The organism is Prosthecobacter sp. (genome assembly GCF_014879935.1).
Lineage (GTDB): Bacteria > Verrucomicrobiota > Verrucomicrobiia > Verrucomicrobiales > Verrucomicrobiaceae > Prosthecobacter.
Genome location: NZ_JACSRD010000263.1, coordinates 1 through 19097 on the forward strand (window position 1 = coordinate 1; position 19097 = coordinate 19097).

General features: G+C 62.0%; 17 protein-coding genes. 8 read left to right on the forward strand and 9 right to left on the reverse strand.

All coding sequences use genetic code 11. The features are described 5' to 3' along the window. Nucleotides 1-1244 (reverse strand): class I SAM-dependent rRNA methyltransferase (locus tag IAE77_RS29210; RefSeq protein ID WP_294234912.1); only part of this gene is annotated, 1244 nt, incomplete at its 3' end. 168 nt (nt 1245-1412) lie between these two features. On the opposite strand from IAE77_RS29210, the gene IAE77_RS29215 reads away from it, so the two are divergent. Beyond that, nucleotides 1413-3605, forward strand: coding sequence for an AMP-binding protein (locus tag IAE77_RS29215; RefSeq protein ID WP_294234915.1), 2193 nt, complete (start codon nt 1413-1415; stop codon nt 3603-3605). Between the two features lie 14 nt (nt 3606-3619). Here the strand turns inward: IAE77_RS29215 and queA are convergent, their stop codons facing one another. Next, complete coding sequence (gene queA / locus IAE77_RS29220) at nt 3620-4600, reverse strand: tRNA preQ1(34) S-adenosylmethionine ribosyltransferase-isomerase QueA (RefSeq protein WP_294234918.1); 981 nt, start codon at nt 4598-4600, stop codon at nt 3620-3622. Nucleotides 4601-4736: 136 nt separating this feature from the next. On the opposite strand from queA, the gene IAE77_RS29225 reads away from it, so the two are divergent. Both IAE77_RS29225 and IAE77_RS29230 read left to right on the forward strand, forming a co-directional pair. Continuing rightward, nucleotides 4737-5864, forward strand: a complete 1128-nt coding sequence (locus IAE77_RS29225; RefSeq protein WP_294234921.1) for a Gfo/Idh/MocA family oxidoreductase — start codon at nt 4737-4739, stop codon at nt 5862-5864. Nucleotides 5865-5894: 30 nt separating this feature from the next. Continuing rightward, complete coding sequence (locus tag IAE77_RS29230; protein WP_294234923.1) at nt 5895-6578, forward strand: SDR family oxidoreductase; 684 nt, start codon at nt 5895-5897, stop codon at nt 6576-6578. Here IAE77_RS29230 and IAE77_RS29235 read toward each other — a convergent pair. After that, a complete protein-coding gene (locus IAE77_RS29235) occupies nt 6562-7311 on the reverse strand; it encodes an RluA family pseudouridine synthase (RefSeq protein WP_294234926.1) in 750 nt (249 codons plus the stop codon). The two genes, IAE77_RS29230 and IAE77_RS29235, sit on opposite strands and share 17 nt — an antisense overlap. Next, entirely contained in the window at nt 7308-8075 is a 768-nt protein-coding gene (locus tag IAE77_RS29240) for a M15 family metallopeptidase (protein WP_294234929.1), read from the reverse strand. The genes IAE77_RS29235 and IAE77_RS29240 overlap by 4 nt, the downstream gene beginning before the upstream one ends. 65 nt (nt 8076-8140) lie before the next feature. Here IAE77_RS29240 and IAE77_RS29245 point away from each other — a divergent pair, with 65 nt between their 5' ends. Then, entirely contained in the window at nt 8141-9301 is a 1161-nt protein-coding gene (locus IAE77_RS29245) for an A24 family peptidase (protein ID WP_294234932.1), read from the forward strand. Between the two features lie 84 nt (nt 9302-9385). Further along, nucleotides 9386-9928: a Uma2 family endonuclease gene (locus IAE77_RS29250; RefSeq protein ID WP_294234935.1), complete on the forward strand. Its 543-nt coding sequence runs from the start codon at nt 9386-9388 to the stop codon at nt 9926-9928. Between the two features lie 58 nt (nt 9929-9986). Here the strand turns inward: IAE77_RS29250 and IAE77_RS29255 are convergent, their stop codons facing one another. From IAE77_RS29255 to rsfS, 5 genes are all read right to left on the reverse strand, one after another. Beyond that, on the reverse strand, nt 9987-11579 hold the full coding sequence (locus tag IAE77_RS29255) for a sulfatase (RefSeq protein WP_294234938.1): 1593 nt from the start codon (nt 11577-11579) through the stop codon (nt 9987-9989). 55 nt (nt 11580-11634) lie between these two features. Continuing rightward, a complete protein-coding gene (locus tag IAE77_RS29260; RefSeq protein ID WP_294234941.1) occupies nt 11635-13146 on the reverse strand; it encodes a sugar ABC transporter ATP-binding protein in 1512 nt (503 codons plus the stop codon). A 46-nt stretch (nt 13147-13192) separates the two neighbouring features. Further along, entirely contained in the window at nt 13193-13621 is a 429-nt protein-coding gene (locus IAE77_RS29265; protein WP_294234943.1) for a four helix bundle protein, read from the reverse strand. A 64-nt stretch (nt 13622-13685) separates the two neighbouring features. Then, complete coding sequence (locus IAE77_RS29270; RefSeq protein WP_294234946.1) at nt 13686-14726, reverse strand: substrate-binding domain-containing protein; 1041 nt, start codon at nt 14724-14726, stop codon at nt 13686-13688. A 43-nt stretch (nt 14727-14769) separates the two neighbouring features. Next, a complete protein-coding gene (gene rsfS, locus IAE77_RS29275; protein WP_294234949.1) occupies nt 14770-15222 on the reverse strand; it encodes a ribosome silencing factor in 453 nt (150 codons plus the stop codon). A 115-nt stretch (nt 15223-15337) separates the two neighbouring features. Between rsfS and IAE77_RS29280 the strand changes: the two genes are divergently transcribed. From IAE77_RS29280 to IAE77_RS29290, 3 genes are read left to right on the forward strand one after another with little or no spacing between them, the layout of a single operon-like run. After that, on the forward strand, nt 15338-16723 hold the full coding sequence (locus tag IAE77_RS29280) for a hypothetical protein (RefSeq protein ID WP_294234951.1): 1386 nt from the start codon (nt 15338-15340) through the stop codon (nt 16721-16723). 53 nt (nt 16724-16776) lie between these two features. Further along, the gene (locus tag IAE77_RS29285) at nt 16777-18291 is read left to right on the forward strand and encodes a HAMP domain-containing sensor histidine kinase (protein WP_294234954.1); all 1515 of its coding nucleotides are present in this window, start codon (nt 16777-16779) and stop codon (nt 18289-18291) included. Continuing rightward, nucleotides 18288-18965 carry a response regulator transcription factor gene (locus IAE77_RS29290; RefSeq protein WP_294234956.1) on the forward strand — a complete coding sequence of 226 codons (678 nt, stop codon included), beginning with the start codon at nt 18288-18290 and terminating at the stop codon, nt 18963-18965. The genes IAE77_RS29285 and IAE77_RS29290 overlap by 4 nt, the downstream gene beginning before the upstream one ends. Nucleotides 18966-19097 lie beyond the last annotated feature (132 nt).

The window sequence follows — 19097 nt, forward strand, 5'->3', positions numbered from 1 at the left end:
GCCAGGCACCACAGCACCTTCAAGTAACGGCCTTCGGGGCAGTTCGACATCACTGGGTGGTCGGCACCGGCACCGGTGCGGTCGAGGATTTGGAGGCGGCGTTTGTTGCGGTGGGCGGCGCGCATGACGATGTCCTCAAACTCGGCCACATCGAGCAGGCCGGAGCAGGAGCAGGTGACGAAGAGTCCGCCGCGCTTCAGCAGGCTGAGGGCGACGGCGTTCATGTCGTAGTACTTGTTGCGGCCGAGCTGGCCTTCCTCGGCATCGCGGGAGAAGACGAGCTTCGGCGGGTCGAGCACGACGGCGTCCCACTGCTTGCCATTCTGCTGCATCTGGCGGCCCCAGGTGAAGGTGTCGGCGTGCACCCAGTCGAGGCGGACCTGGTTCAAATCGGCGTTCTTTTTCGCCTGCGCGATGGCTTTCTCATCGAGATCGACGCCGGTGACGTCCTCGCAGCCGCCGAGGACCTTGGCGCTGAGCGAGAAGCCGCCGGTGTAGCTGCACAAGTCGAGCACGCTGCGACCGCGGGCGAGCTGGGCGAATTTGAGGCGGTTGTCGCGCTGATCGCAGAAGAAGCCGGTCTTGTGGCCGTCCTCGAAGCTGACCTGGTAGCGCACGTTGTTTTCACGGATGCGCACGGTGCGGGGGGCGGGATCGTCGGCCTCGGGCACGTCGGCCCAGCGCATGGCCTCGATGCGGGCGATGTCGGGATCGACCTGGATCACGTGCTGGGTGGTGCCGAGACGTTCATGCAGCTTGGGCAGCCAGCGGCGCAGACGACGCCAGATGCCGAGCGTGGTGACTTCAATCGACAAAACATCGGCGTAACGATCGACGACGAGGCCGCTCAAACCGTCGCCATCCGAATGCACGGCACGCCAGGCCTCGGTGGTGTCGTTCAGTCGCAGGATGTTCAGGCGGAGATTGAGCGCGGCATCGAGACGGGCGTCGAGTTTCTCCTCCGTGAGCACGTCTTCGCCGTGCTGGAGCACGCGGAGCGGCACCCGGGCTTTCGGATTGAAGAAGCCGCTGCCAAAGAGCTGGCCTTCCTTGTCCATCACATGCACGAGATCGCCGGCACCGGCATCCGGTGACACCGCGCGGATCATGTTGGGATACACCGCGGGATGGAAGGAAAAATACTTCATCTGGGCCCACGGGCGCGGCCAGTTCTCGCTGCCGGGAGGCGGCGTGGTGCTGGGAGCGGCGGAATCGCGGCGGGGCGGGCGCGGGGGAGGAGGCATGCGGAGAAACGTCTGGGGTGGATGAAGCTGGGATTCTTCTTTCCACTGCCGTCCATCGTCAACAACCGCAATCTACGGCCATCCAATGCGTTGCCGGACCTTTTCCCGCTGGCATGGCGGGTGCTTCCCGCTTAAATGGCCGGGCAACGCGCCCCTCCTTCTTCTCCCATGGCCTCCGAAAAGCCCGTCACGCTCAAAGACCTCACGATTCTCGGCAAAGACAACGTGCCTTCCGGCGGCGGCTACCTCATCCTGCCCAGCCAGCTTGGCTATTTTGACCTTCTTCGGCTGGAGCTCGTTCTCGGCGGCCGCCAGGTCATCTACCTGGTGAAAAAAGGCGCGGCCCTGCATCCGCTGCTGCGTGTGCATCTGGAGGGTGACAACGTCCAGGCGATGGAGTTTTCCCCGGGCGAGACGGAGATCTCCGCCTACCAGCGTGCGATGGGCGACGCGGCCAAGACCGGCGCGGTCATCATCTATCTGCCTGCTGAAGCCGCCGCCATGCCGGCGCCGATGACGACCATTCCGGGCACAAAGCTGGAATTCCTGCTCAAGGCGGGCATTCCCGTGCTGCCGCTCTTCGTGCATCGCCGCCAGGACACCGCGATGCCGATCGAGCGGCGTTACCATGACTCCGAGGCGGTCTTCTGCTTTGGCAAACTGCTCCAAGGCCCGGATGTGAACCTCGCCACCTTCCAGGAGACTCTCCTGCTGCTCTCGGAGCAGGCCTTCGGCGAGAACCCGACTCTCGACATGAGCCTGGGCTACGCCTTGATCCAGGGCTTCAAGAAGCACGGTTCACGCAACAGCGTCGTCGATGGCAAGGACGACAGTGTCCGGCGCTTCGACCAGGTCTTTGCCACCGCGCTGGCGCTGGCGCAGGTGGTGAAGCGCGAGACGAAGAAAGAGCGCGTCGGCATCATCCTGCCGCCGGGCCTCGGCGGCCTCATTTGCAACGTGGCCGTGCTCATGGCGGGCAAGATCCCGGTGAACCTCAACTTCACCGCCGGGCGCAGCGCCATCGACAGCGCCATCCGCCAGGGGCAGATCGACCGTTTCCTCACCGCCGACATCTTTGTGCGGAAGATGCAGAGCTTCCCCTGGCCGCCGATGAAGCAGCTCATCCTCATCGAGCGCCTGCTGCCTAAGATGAAGGTCAGCATCGTGAAATGGCTGGTGCTCAGCAAGATCCTGCCCTCCGCCCTGCTGGCCGCGGTGCTCGGGGTCTCGAAAAAAGGCGGACGCAAGGAGGCGCTGCTGCTCTTCACCAGCGGCAGTTCGGGCGAGCCGAAGGGCGTCGCCCTCACGCATCGCAACATCATCGCGAACGTCATGCAGTTCGGCAGCCGGCTCGGCATGAAGAGCACGGACAGCATCCTCGGCTGCCTGCCGCTCTTCCACAGCTTTGGCTGCACCGTCACGCTGTGGTTCCCCATCATCTATGGGCTGCATCTCGTCACGTATCCGACGCCGCTGGAGGTGAAGAAGATCGCCCAGCTCATCGAAAAATTCCGCGTCACGCTCATGCTGGCCACGCCGACCTTCCTGCGCGGTTATCTGCGCGGCGTGAACCGCGAGTCGCTCGCCTCCATCAAGCTCTGCGTCACGGGGGCCGAGAAGCTGCCGACGACCGTCGCCGACGCGTTCGAAACCCGCTTTGGCAAACGTGTGCTGGAAGGCTACGGTCTCACCGAAACCTCCCCGGCTTCGAACCTCAACCTGCCCGACCCCGATCCGCTCGGTGATGAGGAAAGCGGCTACTCATGGATGCCCAGCCATCGCCAGGGCTCCGTCGGTCACACCCTGCCCGGCATGGCCGTGCGCATCACGCATCCGGAAACCGGGGCACCCGTCTCGCTTCATCAAAGCGGCATGATCTGGTTCAAGGGGGCGAACGTCTTCGACGGCTACCTCAACGACCCGAAACGCACCGCCGACGTGCTGCAGGACGGCTGGTTCCGCACGGGCGACATCGGCCGCGTCGATCTCGATGGTTTCCTCTACATCGAAGGCCGTCTGAGCCGCTTCTCCAAGATCGCTGGCGAGATGGTGCCGCATGAAACCGTGGAGGAGACGCTCGTGAAAGCCATGGGCCTCGAAAACGAGACCGTGCGCAAGATCGCCGTCGTCGGAGTGCCTGACATCGACAAGGGGGAGGCCCTCATCCTTCTCACCAGCATGCCCGGCGGCCCCGAGCACCAGGAGATCCTCGATCTGCGCTATCGCCTGCTCGACAAAGGCATGCCGCCGCTCTGGATTCCGAAAAAGATGATCCGCGTCAGCGACATCCCCGTCCTCGCTTCCGGCAAGCTCGACGTGCAAAGCTGCGAGAAGATCGCGCGGGCCAGCGCCGGCATCTGATCATCCCTCCACGCTCACACGATCAGCATGCAGTCCCCGTAGCTGAAGAAGCGATAGCGTTCGCGGATCGCCTCATGGTAGGCATGCAGGATGAGTTCCTTCCCGGCCAAAGCACTCACCAGCATGATCAGCGTGGACTTCGGCAGGTGGAAGTTCGTCAGCAGTCCGCCTGAGACACGGAATTCGAAACCAGGATGGATGAAGATGTCCGTGCTGCCACGTGCCGCGACCACTCGGCCATGGTCGCGTGCCACCGTTTCCAAGGTGCGCATGGCCGTGGTGCCGACTGGAATCACGCGTCTGGCCGATTGAACCGCCGCCGCGGTCGATTCCGAGACCGAATACACCTCCGAATGCATCTTGTGATCCTCGATCTTGTCCGCTTTCACCGGCTGGAAGGTCCCCACACCGACGTGCAGCGTCACAAACGTGTGCGGCAGCGTCTGCAGCACCTCCGGGGTGAAATGCAGACCCGCCGTTGGCGCGGCGATGGAGCCTTCCTGCTTCGCGAACACCGTCTGGTAGCGTTCGCGGTCGGAGGGCTGGTCATCCCGGCCCATGTAGTGCGGCAGCGCCAGATGACCGTGCTTGGATTCGTCCACCACACGGTCGAACTCAATGATGCGGTCGCCGTTCTCCTCCAGAATCTCCACCACGGTGCCCGTGGCCTCGCCAATGGACAGCGTGTGGCCGATGCGGAACTTTTTTCCCGGTTTCACCATGCAGCGCCAGCGTGTCGGCGTGATGGGCTCCAGGCGCAGCACCTCATGACCACGATCGGTGAAGTAGCGTGCCGGCACCACGCGCGTGTCATTCAACACGAGCATGTCCCCGGCTTCTCGGGAGACGAACTGTCCGATCTCACGGAACAGGCGGTGCTCGATCACGCCCGCGCTGCGATTCACCACCATCATGCGCGATGCCGCGCGGTCGGTCAGCGGCTCGCTGGCGATCAATTCAGGCGGCAGATGATAATCAAAGTCGGAAGTGAGCATTCACTTCTCTGAATTCCGCATTCCGCATTCCGCAATCCGAATTACCGCTGTGCCGTCCGATTCCCCCCAAAGTTTGTCCTTCCCATCCGCTGCTGGTCACGCCTATAAAACGCGCACCACTTCACCAACCAACACCATGTCTGACAAGAAGATCAACATCGCCGTCGTCGGCCTCGGATTCGGGGCGGAATTCATCCCCATCTGGCAGCGCCACCCGCTCACCACCTGCTACGCCATCTGCCAGCGCGATGAGAAGAAGCTCAACGCCATCGGTGATGCTTTCGGCGTGAAGGTTCGCTACAGGGACTTCGCGGAGATGCTCAAGGACCCGAATATCGACGCGGTGCACATCAATTCGCCCATTCCTGATCACGGCTGGATGAGCATCGCGGCGCTGAAGGCCGGCAAACACGTGGCCTGCACCGTGCCGATGGCCACCAGTGTCGCCGACTGCAAGAAGATCGTCGAACTCGTGAAGAAGACCGGCCTTTCCTACATGATGATGGAGACCGTGGTCTATGCCCGCGAGTATCTCTTCATGAAGGAGCAGCTGGACCAGGGCAAGCTGGGCAAGCTGCAGTTCGTGCAGGCCTCGCATCAGCAGGACATGGACGGCTGGCCGAATTACTGGCCGGGTCTGCCGCCGATGTGGTATGCCACGCACTGCGTCGGCCCGGTGGCCGGCTTGATCGGCAAATCCGCCGAGTACGTGAGCTGCTTCGGCTCCGGCACGGTCCGCAAGGAGCTGCAGAAGTGCTACGGCAGCCCCTTCGCGGTCGAAACGGCCCACATCAAGTTCAAGGGCACCGATGTGAACGCCCGCATCATCCGCAGCCTCTTCGACACTGCCCGTCAGTATCGCGAAAGCATCGACGTGTATGGCGACAAGGCCGCCATCGAATGGCCGCTGGTCGAACATGAACCGCTCGTGATGCATCGTGCGAAGCTGCCGGAGCACAAGATTCCGAAACTGGTCAAAGCGCCCGACTTCGCGAAGCGCCTGCCAGCACCGATCCGCCGCTTCACCACAAAGGGCGTGTATGATCTGGCGAAGAAGACGCACCTGAGCTTCACCCAGGGCAGCGGCCACGGCGGCAGCCATCCGCACCTGGCCCACGAGTTCGCCAGCGCTCTCGCCGAGAAGCGTGCGCCGTTCCCGAACGCCGTGCAGTCCGCCAACTGGACCTGCGTGGGCCTCTGCGCCCACGAATCGGCCATGGCAGGCGGCAAGATCGTGAAGCTGCCGGCTTTCACGCTGAGTTGACCTCTTCAAGGGCGTGGCTGAATGACTCGCATGTCAGCCACGCTTGCTTCATCGCCCCCGACCGCCGTCATCACCGGCGGCGAGGGCGATTTGGCGAAATCGATCGGCGCTGAACTCAGGGACGCGGGTTTTGAAGTGCTCGCGCCGGGGCGTTCAGAACTCGATGTGACCGATGCGGTGTCGGTAAAGACCTTTTTCGCCTCATTGAAGCAGATCGACCTGCTGGTGAACAACGCCGGGGCCTTTCGCGATGGCACGCTGCTCAAAATGGAGGAGGAAGCGTTCGATCATGTCGTCGATGTGAACCTCAAAGGCGCGTTTCTCGTCTCGCAGGCCGCCGTGAAGTTCATGTCGAAGCAACGCCACGGCCACATCGTGAATGTGGGCTCCTATTCGGCCCTCAGCGGCCCGGCGGGGCAGGCAAACTACGCTGCGGCGAAGGCGGGCTTGATCGGACTCACGCAGAGTCTGGCGAAGGAGTATGGCGGGCGGAACCTGCGCGTGAACTGCGTGCTCCCGGGCTTCCTGGAGACGAAAATGACTCGGCATCTGCTCGCGGATGAAGCGTGGCGTGAGTCGTTGTTGCAGGCGCATGCCTTGGGCCGGCTGAACACGCCGGAGGATGCGGCCCGCTTCATCGCGTTCCTGCATTCGATGCCAAATGTCAGCGGCCAGGTGTTTCAGCTCGACAGCCGAATCAGGCGCTGGGCATGAGCGCAAACTCCGGCGGCATGGGAGCCTCCCAAAAGCTCGGGAAGCCTTCGAGATTGAGCTCCAATCGTGACGAATGCAGCGCCTGGCGTGGAAGAATGAGCTTTTGCTCCAAGGCGGGCGTCCAGCCGGTTTCGATGAACTCCAGGTAGCAACGGTCATCCAGGCCGTAGAGCTTGTCGCCGACGATGGGGAGGCCGAGATGGCTCAAGTGCACGCGGATCTGATGCATGCGTCCGGTTTCTGGCTTCGCCTCGATCAGGGCGAAGCGCTGACTGTCGCGCTCGAAGCGCTGCAAGATACGGAAGATCGTGCGGCAGGGCACGCCTTGCTCATGGACGATCTGTTTGACCCAGATGTCGGAGCTTTGCACCTCGCCGGCACGGAGAATCGGCGCGTCGAGCGTTTGCTCCTCCCACTCCGGCCAGCCGTGGACAAGGGCCGTGTAAGTCTTGTGAATGCGCCGCTCCTGCATCGCCATGCCGAACAGGCGCGCAACGGGCTGCGACTTGGCCACGAGGACGACGCCGCTGGTTTCGCGATCGAGGCGGTTGATGATCGAGACCTGGCCGCCGTTGGCGATTTCATACGAGAGCAGATCGCAGAGCCGGTGCCAGAGGGTGGGCGGCCCGTTCGGATCACCAGGATGGATCTGCAGCGGCGCGGGCTTGTTCACGACGATGTAGTCGTCTGACTCGTCGATCACAGTGAAGGTGGCGTCGTTGCGGATGCTCACGGGGAAGGGATGCCCAGTTCGTGTCCGAAGACGACCGGCTGCGGATTGCGGACGTAATCACCATCGTCGAAGTGCCACCACTCTGCCGCGGCAGGCTCGAAACCGGCCTGCTTCATCGCCTGATGCAGGATCTGGAGATTGCGAGCGATGACCGGATCACCACCGCGATAGGTGGAGCTGGCATGGTGAAGGCCGGCATCGAAGGCCGTGGGCATGCGTTGTTCGCGGCCTTCGGCATCGACGAGCGTCGCATCCACGGCGATGCCGCCGCAGTGGCGGCTCCAACCCGCGTTTTCAGGCGAAAGGAACATGCGTGTGGCCGCACCGGCCTGATACAGCGCCTGCTGCACCTCCGGCGGACGATAGCCGTCCCAGATTCGCAGGCCATAACCTTGACTGCGCAGCATGGACTGCGCGTTTTGCAGTTTGGCCGCCGTGTCGCGATGCAGCAGGCAGGGCATGCCCGCAGGATAGAGCGGGCGTCCGGTCACATTCGCCGCCGTGCCATAGCGCAGATCCATCGAGATGCCTGGAACGACTGTGCGCACATCGACCAGCTGGCATGGTTTCGCGAGTGCCACGGTCCGGCTGGCACTGAATGGCCCTGCCACGGCGGAGCGCTTCGCCGTGGGCCGGACGGCAAGTTCGTCGAGGAAGACCGTCTCACCGCGCCCCTGCCGCGCAGGGCGTCCCGCACAGGCCACGAGGACGAAGGCGACGGCGGCGTATGCGAGGAGCTGACAATCCCGGGAAACTGAGGTCATGCGGAGTTTTTTGCTTCCCTACACAGGCACGGCGGGGCAAGTTTGCCAACTGCGTCCTGCTCCCAATGACGAGATTCCAAGTCCTCAACGCCCTGCTGCACTTCCTCGCCTTCTACATCGGCGCAGGCATCGGTTCCTTCCTGAACGTGGTCATTTATCGCCTCCCACTGGGCATTTCGGTGAACAAGCCGCGCCGCAGCTTCTGCCCGTCGTGCAAATACCAGATTCCCATGTGGCAGAACATTCCGCTGCTGAGCTGGGTGTTGCTGCGTGGGAAATGCGCGAACTGCGGCGGCAGGATCTCGGTGCGCTACTTCCTCGTCGAGCTGCTGACGGGCGTGATGTTTTACCTCGCCTTTCTCAAGGTGACCGCGATTTACCCGGAGAATCCGTGGCCTTTCCTGAAAGCCTGGGGGCCGGAGGTGCTCTGCCTGTGGATCTTCATGAGCCTGCTGATCTCCGGCACGTTCATCGACATCGATCATTTCATCCTGCCGCACTCGATCACCATCGGCGGGGCGGTCGTTGGCGTGCTCTCCGCATGGTGGGTGCCGTCCTTGGTGGAGCAGGAGACGCACACGCGCGGGTTGTTGATTTCATTGGCGAGCGCCGCGCTTGGCCTCGGCGGGTTGTGGCTCGTGGTCGAACTGGGCAAACTCGCGTTCGGGCGGAAGAAGTTCGTGTTTGATAAGGAGGAAACCTGGGAAGTGACGCAGCCAGACGAGAACGAGCCACCGGTCGTCGTCTTCGGCGAGCACAAGTATGACTGGGCCGATCTCTTCATGCGGGCGACGGATCGCATGATTGTCACCTGCAATGCGTTGCAGGTCAATGAGCGCTCATTCGGTGCCGTGACGGCCGAATTGTGGATGGAGAAGCTCAAGGTGCGGGAGGGGGCAAACCTGGAGGAGTTTCCACTGGAAGGGGTGACGAAGTTGACGGCAAAGACAACGCAAGTCGTCATCCCACGCGAGGCGATGGGTTTCGGCGATGTGCTCTTCCTGATGATGATCGGTGCCTTCACCGGCTGGCAGTCCGTCCTGTTCACGATCCTGGCCGCATCGGTGCTCGGAACGGTTTTCGCGGTGATCCATCGCGTCACCGGCCGGGCCGAGTGGGGCGCAAAAATCCCCTTCGGCCCCTATCTGGCGATGGGCGCGATGCTCTGGGTCTTCTACGGTCCGCAGTTCTTCGACTGGTATCTGAGCAAGGCCATGTGGCGGTGAGATCGTCCCCGGTATTGGCAAGAGCTCGCGTCAGCTCAAGTTTCGGGTTGATGGCATGTTCACGAACCCCTACCATCCATCATCATGGCGGCGCTGCTTAAAATCCCCGGCATCAAGAATGCAGCCGCGTTCCATCTGCAGCGGTGGGAGCAGGTGTGCGCCGATCCCAGCCTGCAACGACTGCCAGACCGCATCGAAACCAACCGCTACGGACACATCGTCATGATGCCGCCACCTGGATTCATTCATTCCAATTATCAGTTGGAAATCGGTCATCTTCTCAAGACCCTCATGAACGGAGGACGCGCGGTCACTGAATGCGCAGTGCTGACAAGCGATGGAGTCAAGGGCGTCGATGCCGCTTGGGTGTCAGAAGGCCGGGTAAAGCGTGGATTGAAGGGAGATGTGCTGACGATCGCGCCGGAGATTTGCGTCGAAGTCGTGTCGCCCGGAAACACCCGGCAGGAGATGGAGGGCAAGCGCGAGCTTTACTTCGCGGCGGGTGCCGAGGAGGTGTGGTTCTGCGACCAGAAGGGAGCGCTGCATTTCTTCCTCAAAGGCGGAGAGGAGACGGCGGCGAAGGCATCGGCGTTGTGTCCGTCGATGCCGAGGCGGGTTAAGGTGTAGCCGTTCACGGCGCGGCATGAACGCTGCGGCTGCTGCCGCCTGAATATTGAAGCAACGGCTACTCCTGCTTCTTCGCGCCCGCCTTTTTGTTGCCCTTTCCCTGGCCCTTCTTCTTCGGCTGCTCGGGAGGCTGCGGTTCGTTGTCGAAGGCTTTTCTGCCGTGGGTGAAGCGCGGCGGCGGCATGGTTTCGCCGAATTGCTTCTGGAGACGGATGATCTCGGCCTTCAGCTCCTTCACGGTGTCGGCGTATTCGGGATCGTTGGAGAAGTCCTTGATCTCCAGCGGGTCCTTCTGGCGGTCCAGCAGCTCCCAGTCATCGACATCCGGCGTGTAGTAGTGCACCAGCTTGTAGCGGTCCGTGATCACGCCGTAGTGCGGGCGCACGCGGTGCGGCACGGGGAACTCATAGTAGTGGTAGTAGTGTGATTTGCGCCAGTCGGCCGGCGTCTCGCCCTTCATGACCGGCACGAGGCTGCGGCCATGCACGCCTTCGATCTGCGGCGCCTGGGCGATGTCGAGGAAGGTGCTGCAAAGGTCGAGCAAGCTGGTGAGCTCCTTGTTCGAGGTGCCGGGCTTGATCACGCCGGGCCAGCGTGCCAGGAAAGGCGTGCGCAGGCTCTCCTCAAAGATCCAGCGTTTGTCGAACCAGCCGTGCTCGCCGAGGTAGAAACCCTGGTCGCTGCTCAAGATGACGACGGTGTTCTTCGTGAGGTCGTTTTTGTCGAGGTAGTCGAGCACGCGGCCCACGTTCTCATCCACGGCCTTCACGCAGGCGAGGTAGTCGTGCATGTAGCGCTGGTAGCGCCATTTCACCAGATCGCGGCCCGTCGGCGCGGCGGCGGCATACTTGGCGTTGCGCGGCTCATAGTAGGCGTTCCACACCTTCTTCTGCTCCTCGTTGAGGGTGCCCGGGACGACCAGTTTCGCATCCCGCTCGGTGAAGGTGCGGTCGATGCCCATGTCGTGATCGCTCACGGCCTTGCTGCGGCCGCTGTAGCTGTCGAAGAGCGTCTCCGGCTCCTCATAGACGCGGTCGTTGTCAAAGCCGAGCAAACGAAGCGGCGGCTCCCACTCGCGATGTGGGGCCTTGTGCTGGCTCATCATCATGAAGGGCTTCGATTTGTCGCGCTGGTCGAGCCATTTCAAGGTGAGGTCGCCGATGATGTCGGTGGTGTAGCCTTCATACTTCACCGGCTTGCCGTTTTCGATCATCGGCGGGTTGTAGTAGGCGCCCTGGCCGGGGAGGACGTTCCAGTAGTCGTAGCCCACGGGATCGGTCATGAGGTGCCATTTGCCGATGATGGCGGTCTGGTAACCGCTTTTTTGCAGCACCTTCGGGAAGGTGGGCTGGCTGCTGTCGAACTTGCTGTTGCTGTTGTTGTAAAAGCCGTTGGCGTGCGAGTACTTCCCGGTCTGGATGACGGCACGCATGGGGCCGCAGATGGAGTTCGTCACGAGGCAGCGGTCGAAGCGCATGCCCTCCTTCGCCAGACGGTCCATGTTCGGCGTTTCGAGCAGCTTCCGCTTGTCCCCGTAGGCGCTGATCGCCTGGCAGGTCAGGTCATCGCAGAAAATGAAGACGATGTTCGGCGGCTGCGCGGCGCTGGCCGTGGCCGCGAGGGCGAGGGTGGCGAGAAGAGAACGAATCATGGTTGGAAAGGGAAGGGTGGTCGAACGCGAAAAGAGGTGATGGTTTTCAAAAGAATCACCCTGCATGGCCCATGGCCGCGGCCATGAGTTTCTCCTGCGTGGCTTCGGCGCGGCTGAAGGAACCGCCGATGCGGCCTTCGTTGAGCATCAGGATGCGGTCGCTCATGCCGATGAGCTCCGGAAGCTCGCTGGAGACGAGGATGACGGCCTTTCCAGCGGCGGTGAGCTGGTTGATGATCTCGTAAATCTCCAGTTTCGCGCCGACGTCGATGCCGCGTGTCGGTTCATCGAGGAGAATGACCGAAGGCTCGGTGAGCAGGGCCTTGCCGAGCACGACTTTCTGCTGGTTGCCGCCGGAAAGTTTGCCGACGATGGCCTCAAGGCCAGTCGCTTTGACTCGGAGCGAACTGAAGATGTCCTGGTTGCGTCGGATCTCCGCGTTGCGCTGGATGAATCCGCCGCGTGTGACGCTGGCGAGAGAGGAAAGCGAGAGATTGAAGCCGATCTCGTGCTCCAGATGCAGTCCGTAACGACGGCGGTCTTCGGATGCGAGCACGAGGCCCTGTTGAATGATCGATTCCGGCGTGAGCCCGCTCAGCGGCTGGCCGCGTAGAGCCACGCTGCCCGATACGCCACGGCCCCAGGCTCCAAACAAGTGCATGAGCAGTTCCGTCCGCCCCGCACCCATCAGACCACCGATGCCGAGCACCTCACCAGCACGCAGTTCGAAGCTGATGTCGTGAAGTTTGGTCACGCCAGTCTCAGAATCGGCCGCAGCGAGCGAATCCACGCGCAGAATCACCTCGCCGGGCTGTGTGGTGCGACGCGGGAAAAGGTCGCCAAGTTCGCGACCCACCATCTGGCGGATGACTTCGGCCTTGTTTGTGTCCGCGGTGTTGTTCGTGCTCACCGTCGTGCCGTCACGCAGCACGGTGATGCGATCCGCGATGCTGAAGACCTCGTCGAGCTTGTGGGAGATGTAGATGCTGGCGATGCCGCGTTTGCGGAGATCGCGCAGGATGTCCAGCAGGATCAGCACCTCGTGCTCGGCCAGCGCGGCCGTGGGTTCGTCCAGAATGAGGAGCTTCGAGTCCTTGGCGAGCGCCTTGATGATCTCGACCAGCTGCTTCTGCCCGACACCGAGCGTGCGCACCGGTGCGGCGGGATCGAGTCCGACCTTGAAACGGTCAATCAAGGCCTGCGCCTCACGATACATCTGCGGCCAGTCGATGAACGCGCCCCAACGTCGCGGTTCACGGCCGAGGAAGATGTTCTCCGCTACCGTCATCTCCTCCACGAGCGCCAGTTCCTGGTAAATCACCGCCAGACCGGCCTTTTCCGCGTCCTTGATCGTTTCAAACCTCGCCTCGGTGCCGTTCACCTCGAAACGCCCTTCGTAGCTGCCATGCGGATGGATGCCTGAAAGCAGCTTGATCAGCGTGCTCTTGCCCGCGCCGTTCTCACCGCAGAGCGCGTGGATTTCGCCTTCGCGAAGGTCAAACGAGACATCCTTGAGCGCTGTGACGCCGGGGAAGCGTTTGGTGATGTTTTCAGCTCGAAGGATCATGGTGGATCAGTAGGACAGTGGGACGGTAGGTCAGTGGGACAGTGCGCTAGCGACGGCGCGAAGCGGTCTGGTGAGTACAGAACTGGAGGTGGTTGGAGATCATGGAGCCGAGCATCTTGCCGATGTCGGCTGCTTGATCGGCGAGTTTGATGGAATCCTTTTTGGAAAGGTATTCGCAGGCGAGGGCAGTTCGCAGCCAGTGCAGGGTCTCTTGCAGTTCGCTGTCTGCGTCGGTGAGTTTGCTCAGGAAATGAGCCTGATAGCGTCGCTTCGACCACGATTCGGCAATCGAAGCACCCACGGAACGTGAACTGCGACGCATCTGATCCGTCAGCGAATACATCTCCTCCTTGGGAAAGCCTTTCGACACCTTGAACAACGCCTGCTGGAACTCGAACGCGGCCTTATAGACATTCAGATCGCGATAGTTCTCCACCAATCCAGTCTTCGCGCTTTTGGCTGTGTTCGTTTTCATCATTGAGTCCATATGTCGATCTCTTCACTGACCTGCTGACGCACTGTCCCACTGACCCACCGTCCTACTGAAACACCTCCGCCTCCTTGCGGAACCCATCCTTCACGACCGTCTCACGCAGATTCTCCTTGGTCACGGAGACGATGTCGAGCAGCACGGAAGGAACATCAATCTGGCCGTTGGGGATCGCATCGCGGGCGATGACCGGTTTGCGGCGGGCGAGGTTGAGCGCGAGTTCGGCGGCCTTGGTGGCGATGCTTTGGATGGGTTTGTAAACCGTCATTGCCTGCGTTCCCTGGGCGATGCGCTGGCAGGCGGCGAGGTCGGCGTCCTGGCCGGTGACGATGATCTTGCCGGCGAGACCTTCTTCCGTGAGCGCCTGGATCGCGCCACCCGCGGTGCCGTCGTTGCTGGCGAGGATGGCGTCGAAGTTGTGGCCGTTCTTGGTGATGGCGGCGTTGGTGATCTTTTTCGCGCTCTCGGGCTTCCAATCCTCGGCCCAGTCTTCAAACAGCACCTCGACTTTGCCGGCGGCGATGAGTGGGTTGAGGATGTTGTCCTGGCCCTGTTTGAAGAGCTTGGCGTTGTTGTCGGTCTTCGCACCATAGATGCGGATCAGGCGCAGCTTGCCGCCCTGCGGGAGGCGATCCGCGAGGAATCTGGCCTGCAGCTCTCCGACCTTCACGTTGTCGAAGGTCAGATACAGATCGAGGTCGCAGCCGGTGATGAGGCGGTCGTAGGAGAGCACGGGGATGCCGGCCTGATGGGCGAGATTGACCGCCTTCGCCATCGCCGCGCCATCGTGTGGGATGATGACCAGCGCATCGACCTTCTGCGTGATGAGGCTTTCGACGTTTTGAAGCTGGACGGCGTCGTTGCTGTTCGCCGACTGCACCAGCACGTCCGCACCAGCGTCCTGCGCGGCTCGGGTGAAGAGATCGCGGTCGATCTGCCAGCGTTCCTCCTTCAGCGTGTCCATCGACAGGCCGATGAGCGGGCGCTGACGGCTGCCAGATGCCAGCCCCATGCCACCACGTGCAATCACGAGGCCGGTGACGACGCTGAGCGCGCAGGAAACGAGGACGAGCAGGACACGGACGTTCATGCCTGCTGTCTAGCGAAGACAGGCGGGCCTGACGAGCAGAAAATCAGTCTGCTTTCTTCTTCGTGGCTCGCTTGGTGGCTGCCTTCTTGGCGGCAGGCTTTTTCGCCGCGACCTTCTTGGCGCGTGGCTTGGGCTCGGGGGCCGGTTCGTCAGATTTGAGGGCGACTTCGGGCGCATCGCCCCAAAGTTCTTCCAGCGCGTAGTATTCGCGTTTTTCCGGCGTGAGCACGTGCACCATGACGTTGCCGTAGTCGATGATGAGCCACTGGCTCTCGTAGTTGCCGTCTTTGTAGAGCGGACGCTGGCCGTGCTTTTCCTTCATCTCGTCCTCGATGTTGTCACGCACGGCACGGAGCTGCGGGGCGGAGGTGGCGCTGCACAGCACGAAGTAGTCGATCACGGGCGAAAGGCCGCGCAGATCGAGGATGCGGATGTTTTCAGCTTTCTTGTCGTCGGCAAATTCGGCGCAGGCGCGGGCGATGGCGAGGTCTTCCATGGTTTTGGGGTCGGAGGAGAGCCATAAACCGTCTCGTGAATTTTGACAGAACTTTTACACGCTGATCATGCCGCGTTGACGCAAGGCCCGGCCTGTGTGGCAGTCTCGGGGTGCCATGAAGTCACATACTCTTCTCTTTTTCGCCCTCGTCACCGTCCTGTCAGCGCAGGACAAGCCGAAGGATCCCTTTATCAAGGACAAGAAGGCGGCTGTCGCAGCGGCTCCCGCTTCTGCGTCACCCGCGGTGCCCGCTGACGGGGTCGATCCGGCCACGCCCGTCGTGTCCGAGGGGCAAAAAAATATCCAGTGCCTGATCGAATCCTTCATCCTGCCGCAGGCGGACTACGCCGCGCTTCTGGATGCGCCGGACGGACAGGACAAACTCCACGCCAACTTGCTGGCTGCAGTCAAAGCAGGCACCGCCCGGCTGGACGCCTGTCATTTGATCACGACTCGCAGCGGCACACGCTGTGTCTTGGAGTGCGTGGACGAGCTCATCTACCCCACGGAATGGACCCCGGCCGATCGCGCCGGCTTTCAATACCCCACCGTCTTTGAGATGCGTCAGATGGGGGACCATTTTGAATTTGAGCCCACGCTGGATGAAGAAAGTGGCGCGATGACGATCTCGCAGGAATTCAAGCGTGACCGCTTCTCCGGCTTCCGGCTGTACAAAGCGGACACCACGCTGGCAGGCATTCCGGTGGCAGAGGTCCTGGCGCGGAGCAGCACGTCCTCCTGTCGCATGCTCCCAGGTTTTCCCACGCTTATCGCCACGCTGAAGGATGCCCAGCCCGGCGGCCTGACGCTCGTGTTTGCCACCCTGCAGGTCGTCCCGCTCAGGGCTCCTCAAGCGGCTCCGGCCAGAAGAAAGGGAAACCTCCTCATCACGGCGCGGGTCATTTCGCTGGACCGCATGAAAGGCTGGGAGCTGCTCAAAAAGCACGCGGCGGATGGCGGGGCTTGTCTGGCGGCCTTGAAGCCTCTGTTGGCGGCCAAGGAGGCCACTCTGGAGCACATCGCCACCATCACCGCCGAGTCAGGGGTGCGGTCCTTGCATGAGTCAGGTCTCATTTACCCCTACGGCACCGAGTTTTCTCCTCCCACCGAGGGTGTGCCAGCACAACCGAGTGACGACCCCAAAAAGCCGGGCACGCCAGCGCGGTTGCCAGGTCTCGCAGGAACCACGTATCAGGAAAACCGATCCACGGGCTTCCGTTTGGAAGTGGAGACCACCGCCAGTGAGGACGGTGCTTTTGCCGAAATGACTCTGGCCCCTGAGTATGTCAGCATGACGGGCAATCTGAAGGACAAGAACTGGAATGAGCACTATCCGGAGCTGCCGTTGTTTTCGACCCAGAAGACCACCACGGGCTATGCCCAGGTCATCGGCACCACGGCCCTCGTCGGCACGCTGAACCCACCCGGAGACACCGGTGCGAACGAGCACAAGGATGAGGGACGTGTGTGGCTTCTGTTCATGGATGTGAAGCCGGAATGAGCAACGCTGCCAAACATCCTCCGTGTGTTCCCGGTGCGAGCATCATGCTGGGCATGATGCTCGTGCTGGCGTGCTGCATCGCCGCAGGCGGAGTCAGCGTGGCACGGCGGGAGACGGAGACACGACGGGAACGCGACCGTCAGGCGCTGCATGCGCTGGACAGCGCCATGCAGACCGAGGCGCGCAAGCTGGAGGAGCTTTATGACAGTCATCTCAAAAACACCGGTGCTTTGCTGGTGCAGTCCATGCGCGACACCGAGCTGGCCCGTCGCACCGCGCAGAACGTGGCGGGTGTGCAGCGTGTGTCCTGGCTGTTTTGGAAGAGTGCCAGCCCGGAGACACATCTGAGCATCGGCTTCCCGGCAGACCCACCGCTGCCGGAGCCCACCATCGAGCGTGAGCACAGCGGCCTGCCGCGTCTGCGCGTGATGCTGGATGCCAAACGGATCTTCGCCGACGTCGGCGGACAGAGCTCCGGCTGGATCGACGAACCTGGCAAGCCGCTGATGTTTTACGTGCAAATCCTCGCCTCCGCCGTAGTGCTGACGATCGACCGTGCCGAGGTAGCGGTGGCCATGAACGGCTTTTTTCAAACTTGGCTGAAGCAGGAGTTCCGTGCCGTGGAGCAGCTCGGCGGTCCGGATGCCGTGCAGGATGCGCTTGGGCAAATCCTCTGCTCCGTGGGGAAGCCGCCCGCCATGCGGCCGGATGTGATCGCGCCTGTCGTTTCGCGTTTTGGCGTCTGGCAGATTGTCTCATGGGATGAGCGCACTCTGCGCACGGGGTATCACACGCCCACGCTCGCCGGAGCGCTGGCTCTTGCACTGCTGGTGGCCGGCTGTGGCATCGGCATGAGCGTGCAGCAGCGTCGTGCGGCTTTGCTGGCACAGCAGCGTGTGTCCTTTGTGAATCGAGTATCCCATGAGCTGCGCACGCCGATGACAAACATCCTGCTCAACCTCGACGTGATCGAAGAATCGGTGCCGGAGGCTGCGACGAGCCGTTTTGGTCTCGTGCGTGAAGAGGCGGGACGTCTGAGCCGCTTGATCGAAAACGTGCTGACCTTTTCGCGGCAGGAAGAGGGCCGTTTGAGACTGAACGAGGCGCCTTGCTTGCCTGTCGAGATCGTGGACGCTGTGGCGCGGCAGTTTGAGCAGGCGCTCCAGCGTCGCGGCATCAGCCTTTCACGCCTGCACGAGGGTGTGAGCGCTGAATCGATGCTCGATGCGGATGCACTGGCGCAGATCACGGCGAATCTGCTCTCGAACGTGGAAAAGTATGCGCCAAACGCACCTGTGCACGTGCGCACACGGCAGACGGAGGCCGAGTTCATGCTCGTCGTGGCCGATGAAGGTCCGGGTGTCGCCGCGAACGATGCTGAGCGCATCTTTGAACCGTTTGCGCGTCTCGATGACCGAGTGCAGGCCGGTGTGAGTGGCGCAGGGCTGGGACTGAGCATCGCACGCGATCTGGCGCGGCGCATGGGCGGCAGCTTGTGCCTCGTGAATGCTCAAAAAGGTGCTGCGTTTGAACTGCGGCTGCCGTTGAATGAAACTCCCGCCCGATGACCATTCTCGTAGCTGATGACGATCCCGTGACGTTGGAGAGCCTCGCAGCCTGCCTGCAACCTGAAGGCTTTCGCACGTTGCTGGCCCGTGACGGCGCGGAGGCGCTCGCCCTCTGGCAGAAACAAAAGCCGGATCTGCTCTGTCTCGACATCATGATGCCGGGTATGGATGGTTATGAGGTCTGCCGCCGTGTGCGTGCCGTGGATGCAGGCGTGCCCATCCTGTTTCTCTCGGCCAAGAGCGAGGAGATCGATGTGGTGGTCGGTTTGCGGCTCGGCGCGGATGATTTTGTGCGCAAACCCTTCGGGAAGCATGAACTCATCGCCCGCATCGGCACGGCGCTTCGTCGCAGGCAGGTGCAGCAGCCTGCCGTGGACTCGTTTCAGATGGGGCCGCTGCGCATTGTGCCGGCAGAATTGCGTGCGCAGCGCGGTGAGGCCAGTTTGGACCTCACGCCACGCGAAGTCTCGATCCTGAAGCTCCTGCACGAGCGTGCAGGTCAGGTGCTGAGCCGGGATGTACTGCTCGATGTCTGTTGGGGGCTCGATTACATGCCAGAAAGCCGCACACTGGACCAGCACATCGCCAAACTGCGCAAAAAGATCGAGCGAGAGCCGGAGGAGATCATCGAGACCGTGCGCGGAGTCGGCTATCGCTGGCGTGGTCAGGGGTAGAGCAGGCAACGCTGCCTTTGCGAACGGAAGCTCTGATTCCAGCCCTGCCAGCGGGGAAATGGAGTCATTGCGCCAAGATAAACACAGATAAGGAGGAAATCAGACAACCAGTAAAATGAGAGTTAGAACATG